Raw genomic sequence first — 17,097 nt, 5'->3', positions numbered from 1 at the left:
ATTAGGTAAAGAAAAGAATAATTATAAAAATAAAAGCCGAAAACATAGTTCGGCTTTTACATATAAAAAATATGCTTTTTAATTATAAGTCGATGTAGACACCTCAAAAGTGGAATCTTTTGCCGCTAAATAACGTTCAGCATCCAAGGCCGCCATACAGCCCGTGCCTGCTGCAGTAACCGCTTGTCTATAAACATGGTCTGCTGCATCTCCAGACACAAATACACCTTCAACATTGGTTTTTGATGTCCCTGGAACATTAATGATATAACCCGTTTCGTCCAATTCTAAATAGTCTTTAAAAATATCGGTATTAGGTTTATGTCCTATGGCAACAAAAAATCCAGTTGCTGGAATCTCATGTTTTTCATTGGTTATATTATTAAATACCCTAACACCTGTGACTACCTGTCCGTCACCCAAAACCTCATCGGTTTCAGTATTAAACAAAATCTCAATGTTAGGCGTTTTTTTAACGCGGTCTGCCATGATTTTAGAGGCCCTAAATTCATCACGTCTTACGATCATCGTTACCTTTTTACAAAGCTTGGATAGATAATGCGCTTCCTCACAAGCTGAATCCCCTGCTCCAACAATAACCACTTCTTGATTTCTATAAAAGAAACCATCACAAACAGCACAAGCCGACACACCGCCGCCTAATTTTAAATATTTTTGTTCTGATTCCAATCCCAAATATTTTGCTGATGCACCTGTTGCAATGATAATTGTTTCACTATGTATTTCTTTTTCATCGTTCACCCAAACTTTATGGATATCTCCTGAAAAATCAACTTTGGTTATCCAGCCATGTCGCACATCGGTTTCAAAACGCTCTGCTTGTTTTTGTAATTCCATCATCATTTCTGGCCCCGTAATTCCTGTTGGATATCCTGGGAAATTCTCTACTTCATTTGTAGTGGTCAATTGCCCACCTGGTTGTGTACCTTGGTATAAAACCGGAGCCATATTTGCTCTTGCTGCATAAATAGCTGCTGTATAACCTGCAGGTCCAGACCCAATAATCAAGCATTTTACTTTTTCAATATGTTCTGCCATAATCAATAATTCTTTTAATAGTGTAAAAGTAGTTTTTTTGTTTTAAACCTTACGAGTAATTTATTAACACTTGGCTATAGTGCCATATTTTATATCTATTGTAAACAAAAACCTGTAGGCATTTTGTTTAAAATAAAGTTGTTTAAAAAAACACTGCTAAATCTAGATTATTAACTACAAGCTTCGAGTTATTGGAAAATATAAGGCTAATCAGGTAGCTCTAAAACAAATGGATGTTCATGTGCATTAAGAAGCCCATTAATCCACTATTCCCATACACTTATAATTTTCAAGAAAATGCACTCTCTACTTTATTATGCTGCTTGGTATATACTGACGGGGTACAATTTTTAATTAACTTAAATTTTCGGTTGAAATTAGAAATATTGTTAAACCCAGATTCATAGCAAATCTCGGTAATGTTATATTTGTTTTCTATCAATAGTTTGCAGGCATAGCCAATTCTTATTTCTGCAACATATTGAGAAAATGTTTTATTGTTTACCCGTTTGAAAAACCGGCTAAAGGCAGAGGCATTCATATGGGCTATTTCAGCGACATTTTGCAAAGTAATTGCCTTATTGAAATTTTTAAATATATAAGCATATACTTTATCTAGAGCCTCATTTTCATTTATCTTAAATGAATTGACATACCCTTGGCTGGCCAAAAACTTATACTCTTTATGCCTTGCCAATTTATCTAGAATTATTAAAAACTTTATAGATTTATTAAACCCTTCCAATCTGGCCATTTCTTGAATCTCATCAATTAATTCTTGGTCTACACCCAAAAATTTAATCCCATATTGGGCTCTGTTAAAAAGCTCCAAAAGATGTGACATTTCTGGGGTTGAAAAAAAGGTGTTTCCTAAATAGTTTTTTTTGAAGTGAACCCCTATATTTCTCGCTAAAAGGTTGGAGTCCTTTTTAAAATATTTTTCATCATTTAACCACATGTGTGGCAAGTTTTCTCCAATTAAAATGAGATCACCAGGTTCGAATTTTTCTATACTATCACCTATAAAACGGGTCCCCTCACTTTCTAAATTAAGAGCAAGTTCTAGCTCTGGGTGATAATGCCATATTTTTAAAAAATATGGCATTTTATTAACCTGAGTACTAAAAGACGTATTATCTAAACAACTTCTATCTAAAAAATGAAGTTTCATAAAGGTTTTTACTTAAAATTAACACTAAAAAAACAGCGCTTTGCAATACGCGAAAAATACTTCTATTTTTTGAACATAAAGAACAAAAATAGGTTATCTTCTTCAAATGCTTTTCTTATTTTTTTGAATGCAATGCGAACTTGTTCTTCAACTGTCCTAGGGGAAATATTCAACTTGTATGCAATTTCTTTATATTTAAGTCCCTGTTGCCTACTCATAATAAGTATCCTTTTACACTTAGGCGGCAACTTTTCAATTATTGTTTTTAGCTTTTCAATCCGCTTTTCCATAAGCTCTTCATTTTCGTCAATTGAATTTCGTAAAAACTCAAGCCTAAATTCTTCTAAAAAATCATTATTACGCTTAGATTTCCTATACTGATCCACAAATTGATTGTATGCTATAGTATACAAATAATTTTTGGGAGATCCTTTAAGTTGCAAATCCTCTTTCTTATTCCATAATAAAATAAAACTTTGCTGTACGATGTCTTCAGACAGCTCTGTGTTCCTTGTGTAAGTTGTAATAAATGCGACTAAAGATTTATAGTAGCGATTAAATAAAAACTCAAAGGCCAATTCATCACCCTGCTTTAAAGCCGTAACTAATTTTTCGTTTTCCATTGACGAATCCATTGAAAATTGAAATCGTTTATTTTCACCACATTTTACCTTCACGTCTGTACAATATTTGCTTAATCGTCATAAATCAAGAAGAAGACATTCACAATAGTACAAATTATCAAAAGGTGTTTCTTCCTAATATTTGACCTCTAATGATACTTTTTTTGCCCTAAAAAAATAAATCATAATAAATAACACTTAAAAACCCACTTTTTGTATCAGTAAATCCAACAGCCTAGTACTTGTTATCAAAAAAAAAATATTAAAAAAATTACGGGATTTTAAAACCCTATGCGTAAACACACAAACAACCATCATTTTTTTAAAACGTATATGTACAATCTTTACGATAAATTTTTAAGTGATTCCCTAACACCTGAAGAGGAGGAAGATTTACAATTTTTTTTAAAAGATAAAAAAAACAAAAAAGCATTTGAGGCTTATTTACGGGACCTTAGAGACACTTATGCTGCTTTGCAAGAACCAAGTTCAATACAAGCTTATCATAAAATAAAAACCGTTTTGGGTCGGCCCGAAAACCAGCCTGCAAAGAGTTTCAACATTAATTGGTTTAAACTTGTTGCCATCGTATTAATCTCCCTTTCAATATCTTATGGAGGTTATTATATAGCAACAAAGCAAAGTGAAACACCTGTAATAAATACGGATCATCTCATAACTTTAGAATTAGAAGATGGCAGTATTAAAACCCTTAACGAAATTAACTCAGAAACAATTACTAATTCAAAAGGTAAAAAAGTTGGGGCCCAAAAGCAAAATCTTCTATTATATTCTAACGAAGGCCATCACGAGGAAGAAAAACTTGTTTATAATAAATTAACCATTCCTTATGGAAAAAAATTCCAAATAGTACTGTCTGACGGCACACATGTATTTCTAAATGCTGGCTCTTCATTACGATACCCCGTCAAATTCTTGGATAAATTCAACAGAGATGTCTATCTGGATGGAGAAGCTTTTTTTGAAGTGAAAAAAGATGCGGCACACCCATTTACGGTAATTACCGAAAAAATGAACACGCGTGTTCTGGGAACTAAATTCAACGTGTCAAGTTATAAAAACGAGGACAACACATCATCTGTTTTGGTTTCTGGTGCTATTGATGTTTACAATGCTTCAGAAAATTATAACCCTAATAAAACCATACGTATCAAACCGGGGCAACGTGCCCATTTTCAAGAAAACAATATTAATGTAGAACAAGTTAATATTTTAAAGTATACTGCTTGGACAGAAGGCAAACTATTTTTCGTTGAGGATAGGTTTGATTTAATTCTTAAAAAACTGGAACGCCACTTCAACGTTTCCATCAATAACACATATACAGCCCTAAATAAAGAATTTTTAACTGGCACATTTGAAACTGAAAGCCTTAGTCAGATTTTGAAAACATTTCAAACTTATATGCCATTTAATTACACCATTAAAGGAACTACTATAACAATAACTAAATAATAATTGCCTATGATATAAAAACTTAAGCCAAAAATAATACTCTGAAAAAACCACAATTTTTGAGTATTAAAATAATTGAATCGAACTAAACTAAAACAAATTTAACTAATTATGAAAAAACTCAATCCTAATGGAATTGACTATTGGTCTATTCCTAATTTTAAATTAAAAATCAATCTTTTTTTTCTGTTTCTAATCATAACCATGCTTCAAGTACAAGCTAGCAGCACGTATGGTCAAAACACTAAAATTTCCCTAGACATGAAAGGTGTAACCCTTGCTAGTGTTATTGATGAAATAGAAAGCACCACTGAATTCCGATTTCTATACAATCCGCAAAAACTAGACATTACTAAGCTAACAACTATTAAAGTAAAAAATCAACCTATTAATACCATTTTGGATTTGCTATTTGCTAACACAAACACTAAATATGAAGTAGTTGAAAAACAAATAGTTATTTCTTATTCTGAAGAATTGCCTATAGAAAAAATTCCTCAACCAATTATAAAAACTGAAACTCCTCAATTTCAAGTTTCTGGAACAGTAAAAGATGAACTTGGCGAACCATTACTTGGTGCCACCATCATTGTTGCTGGAACATCAACAGGAACAACTACCGATTTTGATGGAAATTATACAATTTCTGCACCTAGCAATGGCCAATTAATAATAAGCTATTTAGGCTACACAACCCAAACAGTAGATATTGGCGGCAGAACTACTATCAATGTCGTATTGGCAGGTGATGCCGTTAGTCTTGAAGAAACCATTGTAGTGGGCTATGGTACTCAGAAAAAAATAACCCTTACAGGATCTGTTGTTGATGTACAAGGTGAAGAACTAACAAAATCACCAAATCCAAACGTTACAGCAACACTTCAAGGTCGATTACCTGGTTTAGTGGCAGTACAACGCTCTGGTGAGCCTGGTAGAGATGATGCCAACATTTTAATTCGTGGTAATGGAACAACAGGTAACAATTCACCTCTTATCATTATAGATGGTGTAGAACGTAGTTTAATAGGTAGGCTTAACCCAGAGGATATAGAAAGTATTTCCGTTTTAAAAGATGCTTCAGCCGCTATTTATGGGGCGCGTGGTGGAAATGGTGTTATTTTAGTAACCACTAAAAAAGGTAAAATAGGAAAACCAGAATTTACCGTGACTTACAACAGTGCTTTTAGCCGCCCGACAAAAGTTCCCGATATGCTTGATGCTCCAACCTATGCTCAAGTTTACAATGAAGGCCACTTTTACAGAGCTGGCAGACCTACTAGCAACTACACTCCTTTTTATTCTGCTGATGCTATCCAGAAATACAGCGATGGTTCAGACCCTGTTTTATTTCCAAACACCGATTGGATGGGAGATGTATTAAAAGATTTTTCACTTCAACAACGTCTTAACATGCAAGTCACTGGTGGAACGGAAGCGGCTAGATATTTACTGTCTTTTGGAGCCATTACGCAAGATGGGGATTTCAAATACATGCCTACTGATTTTAAACAATTTAATATGAGGGCTAAGATTGATGTTGATATTAATGAAAATCTTAGTATTGGTGCCAATATAAGTGCTATTTTAACCAAAAAAGAATATTCAATCGTTCCCAATAATACTAACTTTGTAAATTTATTACAAGCTAGCCCGTTGTTGGTTTCTCGATATCCAAACGGATTGATTGCACCAGGTAGATTTGGTGAAAACCCAATGTTATTGGAAAATAGAGGTTATGATAGAACTTATGATGAGCCTATATATTCTACATTTACTGCTACATACAAAGTACCATTTGTAAAAGGTTTAAGAGTTGATGCATCATACAACTATGATTTAAGCCATGTATTCCAAAAAAGATTTAATTTACCATATACGTATCATGAGTATAATGTAAATACACAAGAATACGATTTAAAACAAGGTACAGGTGCTTCAACCGTAGAACTTTGGGATAGATATACCAGATATACAACTAAATTGTTCAACTACAGGATTTCGTATGATAATACTTTTGGAGATCATCATGTAGCGGCTATGGTTGGTCAAGAAACACAACAAAATACCTCTAGTTTTGCCGAGGCATACCGTAGAAATTTTGTAAGTCCTGCCATTAACCAAATTAATGCGGGAAGTACAGATCCTGATGACAAAAATAATAGTGGTAATGCTACGGCTACAGCTAGAAATAACTATTTTGGTCGTTTTAATTATGACTTTCAATCTAAATACTTATTAGCGTTCTCATTCCGTTATGAAGGGTCTCAAAATTTCCCTCAAGGTAAACGCTATGGTTTCTTCCCAGCTATAGAAGGTGGATGGGTTTTATCTCAAGAGAAATTTATTCAAGAGGCACTTCCTTTTGTTAGCAACTTAAAAGTGAGAGCAACTTATGGAGAAGTTGGTAACGACCGAATCGGGCAATATCAATATTTACAATTGTTTTCTCTAGGAGGTAATTATGTATTTGGTAGCAGTGATGCTCCTGGCGTAACATCCAATGTGTTACCTAATCCTAATGTAACTTGGGAAGTAAGTAGGAAAACAGACGTTGGCTTATCCGGCTCTCTTTGGAATGGATTGTTAGGGTTTGATTTTACTTATTTCATGGAAAAAAGGAGTGAAATTTTAACAGCTAGAAATCTTTCCATACCAAGCATTTTAGGGTTTCCTGGATTACCACCTGAAAATATTGGAAAAGTTGATAATAAAGGTTTTGAAATTGTATTAAGTCATAGAAACACTATTAAAGATTTAACATATAATGTTTCTGCAAATATGGGATATGTAAGAAGTAATGTAGTCTTTTTAGATGAAACTCCAAACCCTAATGCCCCATGGAGAAGCGTCACTGGTAATCCTGTAGGAGCCAATTTAATTTATCAGGCAGACGGCATTTTTAATACACAAGAAGAATTGGATTCATATCCTCACCAAAATGGTTCACAACTTGGTGATATTAAAATTGTTGATTATAATGGAGATGGTGTTATTAACCAAGATGATCAATACAGATTTGATAAAACAGCCACTCCAGAAATTGTGTTTGGTATGAGCATGAATTTTGAATGGCGTAATTTAGATTTAAATCTTTTCTTCCAAGGACAAACAAATGTTTACAATTATGATGGTTCTTTTGCTAACTTAGGGAATGCGGATTTTACTAATGGTTTTGTTGCAAGAGCAGCTAATCGTTGGACTCCAGACAATCCAAATGGTACCATGCCTAGAGCGGATGGTTTCTCACCAGGAACCAATACATTCTTTTTATACGATGCCACATTTGTTAGGCTAAAAAGTTTAGAACTTGGTTGGACATTACCAGAAAAAATATCGACTTCTGTGGGCGTAAATAGCGTACGTTTCTACACCAGTGCCTTTAACCTACTTACTTGGGCTAAAGAAAATAAATGGTCTGACCCTGAAGGTACAAGTGCCTTGGTTTATCCACAACTAAGAACTATAAACGTAGGGGTTAATGTTAAATTTTAAAAAAAAGAAAGAAAATGAAAAAATTAATTTTATTAATCACAGTGATTTGCGCATGTTATTCATGTAGCGATGACATTCTCGACCTGGCGCCAATTGATCAAATTAGCGAAGCTGCAGTATGGAATGATGCAAAACTTACAGCTGCATACCATACTGAATTGTATAATTCCATACAGCATGGGTACAAAATACACATGCAATCGAAAGCTACCGATGAGGCATTTAATAGTATTTCATGGGATATAGGGAATTATTCTAGAGGTAACATCAATCCTGATAATATTGGTAGTGTAGCCAACAATCATTGGACAGGAGGTGGTAACATTTATTATTGGAATACTGGTTTTAGTTATCTTAGAAAAATCAATCTTTTTGTAGAGAAAATGGATGAAAGTACTCTAACATTTAGTAATAAAGCACAATTAGTTGCTGAAGCAAAATTTTTAAGGGCCTATATTTATTTTGAATTTATCAAGAGGTTTGGTGGTGTCCCCATCATTACACAAACCTATAATTTAGGTGATGAGTATAGCTTTACAAGAAATACTTTTGATGAGTGTGTAGCCTTTATTGAAGACGAGCTAAACGAAGCTATTCCAGATTTAACTACTAAATACGCATCTACTGACAGTAATTTTGGTAGAGCTACCGCAGATGCTGCTAAAGCATTAAAATCCCGTATGCTTTTATATGCTGCATCTCCTTTATTCAACCCTAGCAATGATCTTGCAAAATGGCAAAAAGCAGCGGATGCTGCCGAAGACTTGTTAACTGGTTATACTTTACATCCAGACTACACTACTTTGTTTAATCAACCAAGTGGCTCAGCTAATAACGAGATCATTTTTTCTAGACAGTTTTCAACGACTAACTTTCACCAAGCGCCTATGCACAATTTAGGACGCAGATATGGTGCTTATGGTGGATGGTGGTCTAGTAATGGTCCATCTCAAAACTTAGTAGATGATTATGAAATGACTAATGGAGAGCCTCCGTTTTTCTATTCAGGTTCTGGTGCTTCTTATACAAAAACCATAAACCCTGCTTCAGGATATGATCCTCAAAATCCTTATGCTAATAGAGATCCCCGTTTAGACGCTTCCATAATACATGACGAAAGCCAATACCATGGAGACACTTTCGAAATGTGGGTATCACCAGATGGTAGCACTTACGGATATGATAACTATAAACAAAGTAGTGACAATCCACGATCAAACTATATCATGAGAAAGTTTATGCCAGATGATAATACCCCTATTAGTTGGCAAACAAATTATACCAACCCTTGGATAATATTCCGTTTAGGTGAAATTTATCTTAACTATGCAGAGGCTAAATTTCAACTTGGTGACGAAGCGACAGCTAGGGAATATGCCTCTAAAACCAGAAATAGAGTTGGTATGCCCAATATACCTGCAACAGTTACTGGTAATGATCTAAGACAGAAAATTTATAATGAACGTAGAATTGAATTGGCATTTGAAGAACATAGACTATGGGATGTTAAAAGATGGAAAATAGCAGAAGATATAGAAAACAGACCTATCTATGGCATGGATATCTTTAAAGATGGCAATGTTAAAACCTATACACCCGTTTTATTGTTACAAAGAACATTTTTACCTGAAATGTATTTGTTACCTATTGAAACAAATGAAATTCTTAGAAATGGTGGTAGTTTAACCCAAACACCAGGTTGGGAATAATCAAAAATTTGAGTTAGTAAATTTAGTTAATAAAAGTGTGTCATTTCCTTAATTGAAATGGCACATTTTTTTTATTCCATAATGAAGGCTTTTTGAATTATTACCATTGTAAGGTCATTGTGTGCATCATTGACTTTGAATACAATAAGACGTTATTCTTTCAATTTTATTTTGGTCGTTAAACTCATGTACATCACAAGCAGACACAAACGACACACGTTTTCCTTCCCTTATAAACTCTGCCGTACCAGTAATAACCACCTTATTTTCTTCCGAAATAACATGCAATGTTTTAAAGTTGGTTGTTACGGATTTAAAATAAGCAGCTACCAGATTACAATTTTCAACGATGGCTTTCTTTCCAACAAACATGTTTTCTTCCACAACTTCCCAAATAGCATCTTCAGCAATATGGTCGTATGTTTTATCAAAGGTGCCGTTTGAAAAGGCTTTTGCTATCTCTGCTTTTGTCATTGCCTTACATGTTTAATGAATATTCTTCGTGATTAGCACAAGAATCCGTCTATTTAGTTTCACGGCTCAAAAACTAAGATAATTAAAAAATATAAATCATATTATCTTAAACCAAATGGTTTTTAAAAGTATATTATTTACAGCTTTAAATATACATTGAATGCAATAAAAAACCCTGAAGCTAACACACTTAAACTTCAGGGTTAACATTATTATATTTGAATCTTATTTTGGTTTGCCAATAGGTCTATTTGCGTTTTCTAGTTTGCTGAGCTTCCAGCTTCATTTTAATTTTCTCCTGTTTCTTCGTCTTTAAATCAACTTTAGGAGCTTTTAAAGTTTTGCCTCTTGCCATTACTTTTAAAATTTAATGTTAAACATGACTTTGTTATATGGCAGACCAAACCTTAAACCACGAGGTATCTAACAACTGTTCCCACAATTGGTATCGTAAAAAATATGTATTAAGGTTATCGGACTGTACTAAGCACCCTCGCCGTGCTTAAAAAGTCAGGAAGATGATTTTCAATTTATGGTTTTGAAAGAATCTTTGACTTGTAAAACAATAGCCAAAAGCCTGACTGCTTTTTAGAAAAACACTACTATTTTTAAAATTTCTAAATACCATAGCAAACCTAGAAGATTATGTTGCAAACATAAAAAAATATATCCCATAGAGCGTTAATATATTCTTAAATTCCAGATAGTTAACACAAACACCTATTCATCAAAACCATATAAATTGCAGGAGTATTGAAAGCACTATGTATCAATCAATAAAAAAAGTCTATAAAAGTTTAAACACCATCCCATTTTTTTTGATTATTTTCATAAAACCTGAAGTTAGCAACTACAGTACCAAGACTTATTCAATTATGGCATCATGAACTCAACCGAAACGGCATTAAAAGAGCGCATTAAAGAATTAACCTGTCTTTATAAAGTATCATCCATTATTTCCATGGCCCATGCGGAAAGTGTTGACAATACATTAAAGGCCATCGCTTCGTGCTTAAAGGAGGCCTTTCAGTTTCCTGAACAAATAGAAGTTATCATTGACACGCAACATCCCATCAGCCAGGTTTTAGACAAAAGGGAAGCAGTTTCCATGCATAGTGATATTTTGGTTTTTAATAAAAAAAGTGGACGCATTTTTGTAACCTATGCAGAAGAAGCTAATAACCAATATATTTTTTTAAAAGAAGAACAACTTTTAATTAATAATGTGGCGTTAAAAATCGGTGATCTATTAGAACGTATTGAAATCAGGAATAATGAAATAGCCTTAAAACGTCAAATGGAGAAAGCCGATAGATTGGCTATTTTGGGGGAACTAACCGCCGGTATAGCACACGAACTTAATACCCCTCTTGCTAATATTTTAGGCTTTTCAGAATTGTTAAAGTCAAAATTAGAAGCAGATGAAGCGTCTGTGGCTGATTTAGACAAAATCATCAATAGCGCCATTTTTTCGCGAGAAGTTGTTAAAAAATTAATGTTTTTTGCTTGTGAAATGCCACAGGAAATGAAACGTTTAAACATTGTACCCATTATAAAAAATGCGATAAATTTATTGGAATTAACGTTTCGGAAAAACGATGTAAAATACATTGTCACGATTGATGACGACGTCATCATGTTGCGAGCTGATTCAGTTCAATTGACCCAAATAATTTTTAATTTATTAATTAATGCTATCTATTTTTCACCAAAAAACGGATTGGTAACCATATCCGCCTCACAAAACAAAAAGGATGTGATTATTAAAATTTCTGATGAAGGAACAGGGTTAAGTGATGAGGCTTTAGAAAAAGTATTTCAACCTTTTTATAGTACAAAGCCTGTTGGTGAAGGTTCAGGCCTAGGCTTAAGTGTTGTTCATGGAATCGTTATGAGCCATAAGGGCACTATTTTGGCAGAGAATAATTCACTTAAAGGGGCTACCTTTACAGTCACATTACCAAAGTTACTATGATGCAGTTCCGAAAAGAAAACATATTGGTTGTAGATGATGATATCCATATTTTGGAGTTATTACATCGTCATTTGCAATCATGGAATTATCATACTTATAAAGCCGTTTCGGTAAAAGAAGCTGTCGCTATTTTAAGGGATACGTCCATTGATTTACTTATTACGGATTTAAAAATGCCTGAGATTGATGGTTTTGAACTCATTAAATTTGTGTCCGAACATTACCCACAGCTTCCTAAACTTGTGGTTACGGGATACCCTTCCATACAAGATTCGTTAGCGGCCATAAAATCTAAAGTGGACTATCTTACAAAACCTTTTACAAAAGAAGAGCTAAAGTCTGCTATGGATAACAGCCTATCTAAAAGTGAGAGGCATTCTAAAACCGTCCTTAAGCCAGAAGACAAAAAAGCATATGGTGACATTATAGGCTCATCCGAAAAAATTGATAAAGTCATTCAAATCATTGAACGGGTCAAGGACAATAAAGCGACTGTTTTTATACATGGGGAAAGTGGTACCGGTAAAGAATTAGTGGCGCGTGCCATCCATTATCAAGGTAAATATGCCAGAGCTCCGTTTATTTCGGTGAATTGTGGGGGCATTCCCGAAAACCTGTTGGAAGCTGAACTCTTTGGCTATGTTAAAGGGGCATTTACAGGAGCGGACTCCAATAGGGATGGCTATTTTCAGGCCGCCCATGGAGGCACCATTTTCTTGGATGAAATTGGCAATGCATCGTTAGCAGTTCAATCAAGATTATTACGTGTTTTACAGGAAAAAGAAGTTGTAAAAGTGGGTTCCCAAAAAACCGAGAAAGTAGATGTGCGCATTATTGCAGCAACCAACAGCAACTTAAGAGACCTAATAAAAAAACAAACGTTTAGGGAGGATTTGTATTACCGGCTTACGGTTGTTGAAATCCATGTAGCGCCTTTAAGGGAACGTAAAGAAGATATTCCGTTGTTGGTAGATAAGTTTCTATTTAAATATGGCGTAGAATATAAAGACCGCTTTGTAAAAATAAGTCCGGAAGCATTAAATATACTGCAACGTTACGATTGGCCCGGAAACATAAGGGAATTGGAAAACGTGATTCAACGTGCCGTCATTATGTGTGATAAAATAATAGACGTAGAACATCTACCCCACTACTTTAAGTATACTATTGATTTTTCAAGTGAAAAACTCATGTCGCTAAAGGACATGGAGAAACAGTACATTCAAAAGGTATTAAATAGTACCAATAACAACAAAACCAAAGCTGCTGAAATTCTTGGTATTGATAGAAAAACAATCCGTCAAAAGCTTTCAGAATAACCTAAACTTATTAAAGACATATCATCGGAACATATTACCTCGACTGGGTAATTATGTACCACTCCTTTACTTTCTCTTTTAAACCATAAAAACTTTAAATCCCTTGTGTTTAAAGGCGTTCAATGTGTTCAGCACTATTTGTGGCACGCACTGGCATATATATTGTCCTAATGGTTAAAAAACAATATATACCTATGAAGGCGAAACAATTTAATATATGTCCCTCCTGTATGCACGTAGCAACTTGTGTCCTTACAGATCAAAAAAACTTGGTATGGTCATGCAGTGAATATGATGAATTGATAGTAAAACCTAAGTCATCCACTAAAATAGGTACAAGTCAAAACCTAGATTATCAACAACAGATAAATCATTAATAGAAAAGTTAACCTTGATTTTAACTCATTGTTAACTAATTGTATGTACAGAAGACTGGAAAACAACACATGTTTTCTGACTAAATAAAAGTAATAATAACATTTAAGTTTAATTTAAAAAATCAATTATGAGAAATTATGTAATGGCAGCGCTAATAGCCTTAGTATCGTTAAGTATGCATTCACAGAATCAACCAAATAATACTGTAAGTGTAACAAAAGGAGATGTTATAGAAATAGGAAATCCTTCAAATACAAAGTATAAATACATCAAACTTCCAAGGGCCAATTTTGTAATTACCCGAAATGGTGTTGCCAATTATAAGGCAGCTTTGGGTAAAGAAGTTGTCGTAACCGAAGTAAAAGCAATAAAAGATGGCCATACCAGAATAACTGTAAAAAGGAAAGATGGTAAAAAGTTTTTTAATACCACACCTACAATAAGTATTAGTTTGGAGAAAGCTTTGGCTGTAAATGAAATTAAGTTGCTGTAACATTAATTAAAATTTATAAGAACAACATCATGGAAATAATGACAGAAGAATTAAATTCTAAAACTAAAAACATATTAAAAAGAGGGATGATGGATAATGTGATGGAGCAATTTAACCGTGCAGCCAATCACATTCATTTAAACCCAAACATCCGTAAGATTTTAAGCATCACTAACAATGAGCTTGTCATACATTTTCCAGTGAAAATGGATAATGGGGACGTTGAGATATTTAGAGGGTATCGTGTGCAACATAATAATGCACTGGGACCATACAAAGGCGGTTTACGTTACCATCCAACAGTTGATATTGATGCCGCAAGAGCCCTTGCTATGTGGATGACGTGGAAAACGTCGCTTGCCGGATTACCTTATGGTGGCGGTAAAGGCGGTATCCAGTTAGATCCTTCAAAATACTCGCAAGGTGAATTGGAACGTATCACCAGGAGGTTCACGTTTGCCTTGGCAGATAATATAGGGCCAGAGCACGATATCCCAGCTCCCGATCTTAACACGAACAGCCAAACCATGGCTTGGATTGCTGATACCTATATGAGTACCAGACCACCGGCCGAACGTTCGGCAAACCAACATGTGGTCACAGGTAAACCTATAGAAAGTGGTGGATTGGAAGGCCGTGATAGAGCCACAGGATTTGGTGTGTATTTGAATATTAAATTCTGGTTAAACAGCAAAAATGAAACTCTTCAAGGAAAACGCTTTATTGTACAAGGTTTCGGTAATGTTGGATATTGGGCGGCTTACTTTTTAGAACAAGAAGGCGCTAAACTAGTAGCGGTTCAAGATGTTTTTGGAAGCCTCTATAACCCTGAAGGCATTCAGGTTGAAAAGCTATATAATTATAGCACATCCAACAAAGGAAACATTGCAGGTTTTCCAGAAGCATCCATTATAGACAAGCATGATTTCTTTGGTGTGGACTGTGATATTTGTATTCCAGCAGCTCTGGGGAATCAGATAACTAAAGAAAGTGCGCCAAACATCAAGGCAAGATTAGTAGCTGAAGGTGCCAACGGGCCTACAGATGTAGAAGGTGAAAAAATTCTTTTAGCCAAAGGGATCACCATCATACCTGATATTTTATGTAATTCAGGAGGTGTTATTGCTAGCTATTTTGAGTGGCTACAAAACCGAAGTGGCGACATGTGGCCTATAGATGAAGTTATGGATAAACTGGAAAAGAAATTAAAAAATTCCTTTGATAAAGTTTATGAATATGCCAAAAATGAAGGCATCGATATGCGCACAGCGGCCTATTGCATTGCCATCACAAGAATTGAAAAAGCTTATGTACAACGCGGGATTTTCCCATAAATAAAGATAAAAATGAAATACGGAAGTCTAATGTTAGAAAAAAAGGAGTATGTGTATATTAAACGCATTCTTAACATTTCTGGATATGTAGGAGATCATGAAATTCAAAAATCATTGCGAAAATTCACAGAAGAGTTAAAAACGGCGCACATTCTAGACGAAGAAGAGATGCCTGATGATGTGGTACGCTTAAATAGCATTGTTACAGTGGCATCAGACAATTGGGAAAAAACCATTCAGATTGTACAACCTTCAGAGAAAGATATAAAAAACAACAAGGTTTCCATCCTTACGCCCATGGGAGCCGCCTTGTTTGGGTATTCGGTAAATGATATTGTCCATTGGGAATTCCCGAGTGGAGATATAGCACTAAAGGTGATTGAAGTTAGCCAACAGGCACAAGAAAAAAATTTAACTTACTACTAATGGAAAAAATTGAAAATCACGACTCCGATGTAGAGGTATTGCACAAATACAATTTTATAGAACTAAAAGGCTGGGCAAATCAGCTTCAATACATAGATAGTGAAGTAGATAAGCTCTTAAACTTATATGCCCAATCCATTGATGGCAATGAGATTCCTAAAAATACGTTAAGCCTATTTTCTAAACGTAAAGAAGCGAATAAACAACTTTTAAAGACCGTTTTATCATATGCCAACACTTACACCAAAGTAACGGAATGTGAAGACATACAATGTGACATGGCCTATTTAAGAGAGTATGAACAACTTCGGAAAAGTTTTCAGTACCATCTTGAAAAATACCAAAAACTTAAAAACACCTTATATGATAAGGCGTTTCAAAAATTATAATTATAGGCACCAAGAATGCCAACAACTGTTTTATAGTCTTAATGGTATCTTGTAAATAGGAATTCCAAATCTTCTGTATAACCCAGATGTGAGCGTTTATTTTATTATGTTAGTGTGTTTTAAAAGCCGTGGATGAAATTTATCTGCGGTTTTTTTTATTCCAAAATCTCCCTAACAGTCATTTGGTTATCGCCTTCCATAATCCAAAAATCGCCTGATATGCTAAGTTGTTCCCCTATCTGAATAGATTTATATTGTTCAGGATTATTTAAATTCGAACGGCTAATGGTTACAAAATAAATGCTATTGTTAGCGGTTATTATTTTTGCCGTATAACCATCTTTCCCAAATTTTATGTCCGTAACCTCACCAGAAACGGTTTTTAATTCAACCTTGTTTTCGGTGTTGCTTTCCGTTTTTAATGGTACTGCTTTTTCTTTTTTATGACCGCAACTTAATAGCAAGGCTATAACCAATAATGCAATGATATGTTTCATTATTATTTTACTCATTTTTTTGTAAAGTTAAAATAAAAGGCTGAAAGAACTTGCTATACAAAGCTTGTAACTTTATATCATTAATAATGGCTACCAATTTTGGAGACTTCACTGAGCTTTGGAAAATTGTATCCAAAAGCAACACAACCCAAGTTCTCGATACGCTACGCAATCGAACTGACAAACTAACTCACATATAATTAACAACCCTCATGTCACTTCGAGTGATTTTCGAAGCATGAGAAAATTGTATCGAGAAGCAACACAACCCAAGTTCTCGAT

14 protein-coding genes are annotated in these 17,097 nt (G+C 34.5%); 9 read left to right on the top strand and 5 right to left on the bottom strand.

Annotated elements, in window-relative coordinates; all coding sequences use genetic code 11:
• Nucleotides 1-78: 78 nt before the first annotated feature.
• The 3 genes from trxB to CDH50_RS13195 form a co-directional block, all read right to left on the bottom strand.
• Nucleotides 79-1,059, bottom strand: a complete 981-nt coding sequence (gene trxB, locus CDH50_RS13205; protein WP_100612765.1) for a thioredoxin-disulfide reductase — start codon at nucleotides 1,057-1,059, stop codon at nucleotides 79-81.
• A 289-nt stretch (nucleotides 1,060-1,348) separates the two neighbouring features.
• Complete coding sequence (locus CDH50_RS13200) at nucleotides 1,349-2,230, bottom strand: AraC family transcriptional regulator (protein WP_100612764.1); 882 nt, start codon at nucleotides 2,228-2,230, stop codon at nucleotides 1,349-1,351.
• A gap of 62 nt (nucleotides 2,231-2,292) precedes the next feature.
• Nucleotides 2,293-2,853, bottom strand: coding sequence for an RNA polymerase sigma factor (locus CDH50_RS13195; protein WP_157804991.1), 561 nt, complete (start codon nucleotides 2,851-2,853; stop codon nucleotides 2,293-2,295).
• A gap of 291 nt (nucleotides 2,854-3,144) precedes the next feature.
• Between CDH50_RS13195 and CDH50_RS13190 the strand changes: the two genes are divergently transcribed.
• The 3 genes from CDH50_RS13190 (at nucleotide 3,145) to CDH50_RS13180 (ending at nucleotide 9,530) form a co-directional block, all read left to right on the top strand.
• Nucleotides 3,145-4,329: a FecR family protein gene (locus tag CDH50_RS13190; protein ID WP_100612762.1), complete on the top strand. Its 1,185-nt coding sequence runs from the start codon at nucleotides 3,145-3,147 to the stop codon at nucleotides 4,327-4,329.
• A 111-nt stretch (nucleotides 4,330-4,440) separates the two neighbouring features.
• Nucleotides 4,441-7,821 carry a TonB-dependent receptor gene (locus CDH50_RS13185; protein WP_100612761.1) on the top strand — a complete coding sequence of 1,127 codons (3,381 nt, stop codon included), beginning with the start codon at nucleotides 4,441-4,443 and terminating at the stop codon, nucleotides 7,819-7,821.
• A gap of 14 nt (nucleotides 7,822-7,835) precedes the next feature.
• Nucleotides 7,836-9,530 carry a RagB/SusD family nutrient uptake outer membrane protein gene (locus tag CDH50_RS13180; protein ID WP_100612760.1) on the top strand — a complete coding sequence of 565 codons (1,695 nt, stop codon included), beginning with the start codon at nucleotides 7,836-7,838 and terminating at the stop codon, nucleotides 9,528-9,530.
• A gap of 126 nt (nucleotides 9,531-9,656) precedes the next feature.
• On the opposite strand, the gene CDH50_RS13175 is transcribed toward CDH50_RS13180, so the two are convergent.
• Nucleotides 9,657-10,004, bottom strand: coding sequence for a nuclear transport factor 2 family protein (locus tag CDH50_RS13175; RefSeq protein ID WP_100612759.1), 348 nt, complete (start codon nucleotides 10,002-10,004; stop codon nucleotides 9,657-9,659).
• An 883-nt stretch (nucleotides 10,005-10,887) separates the two neighbouring features.
• Here CDH50_RS13175 and CDH50_RS13170 point away from each other — a divergent pair.
• The 6 genes from CDH50_RS13170 to CDH50_RS13140 all read left to right on the top strand — a co-directional run bounded on the left by CDH50_RS13170 (nucleotide 10,888) and on the right by CDH50_RS13140 (nucleotide 16,318).
• A complete protein-coding gene (locus tag CDH50_RS13170) occupies nucleotides 10,888-11,979 on the top strand; it encodes a sensor histidine kinase (protein ID WP_100612758.1) in 1,092 nt (363 codons plus the stop codon).
• On the top strand, nucleotides 11,979-13,298 hold the full coding sequence (locus tag CDH50_RS13165; protein WP_100612901.1) for a sigma-54-dependent transcriptional regulator: 1,320 nt from the start codon (nucleotides 11,979-11,981) through the stop codon (nucleotides 13,296-13,298). The genes CDH50_RS13170 and CDH50_RS13165 overlap by 1 nt, the downstream gene beginning before the upstream one ends.
• Before the next feature lie 505 nt (nucleotides 13,299-13,803).
• A complete protein-coding gene (locus CDH50_RS13155) occupies nucleotides 13,804-14,169 on the top strand; it encodes a hypothetical protein (protein WP_100612756.1) in 366 nt (121 codons plus the stop codon).
• 29 nt (nucleotides 14,170-14,198) lie between these two features.
• Nucleotides 14,199-15,503 (top strand): Glu/Leu/Phe/Val family dehydrogenase, encoded by a 1,305-nt coding sequence (locus CDH50_RS13150; protein WP_100612755.1) that lies wholly within the window; start codon nucleotides 14,199-14,201, stop codon nucleotides 15,501-15,503.
• 12 nt (nucleotides 15,504-15,515) lie between these two features.
• Entirely contained in the window at nucleotides 15,516-15,929 is a 414-nt protein-coding gene (locus tag CDH50_RS13145) for a GreA/GreB family elongation factor (protein ID WP_100612754.1), read from the top strand.
• The gene (locus CDH50_RS13140) at nucleotides 15,929-16,318 is read left to right on the top strand and encodes a hypothetical protein (protein ID WP_100612753.1); all 390 of its coding nucleotides are present in this window, start codon (nucleotides 15,929-15,931) and stop codon (nucleotides 16,316-16,318) included. The genes CDH50_RS13145 and CDH50_RS13140 overlap by 1 nt, the downstream gene beginning before the upstream one ends.
• Nucleotides 16,319-16,473: 155 nt before the next feature.
• Here CDH50_RS13140 and CDH50_RS13135 read toward each other — a convergent pair whose 3' ends face one another.
• Nucleotides 16,474-16,830 carry a hypothetical protein gene (locus CDH50_RS13135; protein ID WP_157804990.1) on the bottom strand — a complete coding sequence of 119 codons (357 nt, stop codon included), beginning with the start codon at nucleotides 16,828-16,830 and terminating at the stop codon, nucleotides 16,474-16,476.
• Nucleotides 16,831-17,097 lie beyond the last annotated feature (267 nt).

Origin of the sequence: Confluentibacter lentus (genome assembly GCF_002806995.1) — a bacterium.
Taxonomy (GTDB): Bacteria; Bacteroidota; Bacteroidia; order Flavobacteriales; family Flavobacteriaceae; genus Confluentibacter; species Confluentibacter lentus.
The sequence above is the reverse complement of the archived record's forward strand: the minus strand, read 5'-3'. Positions and strand labels throughout refer to the sequence as shown.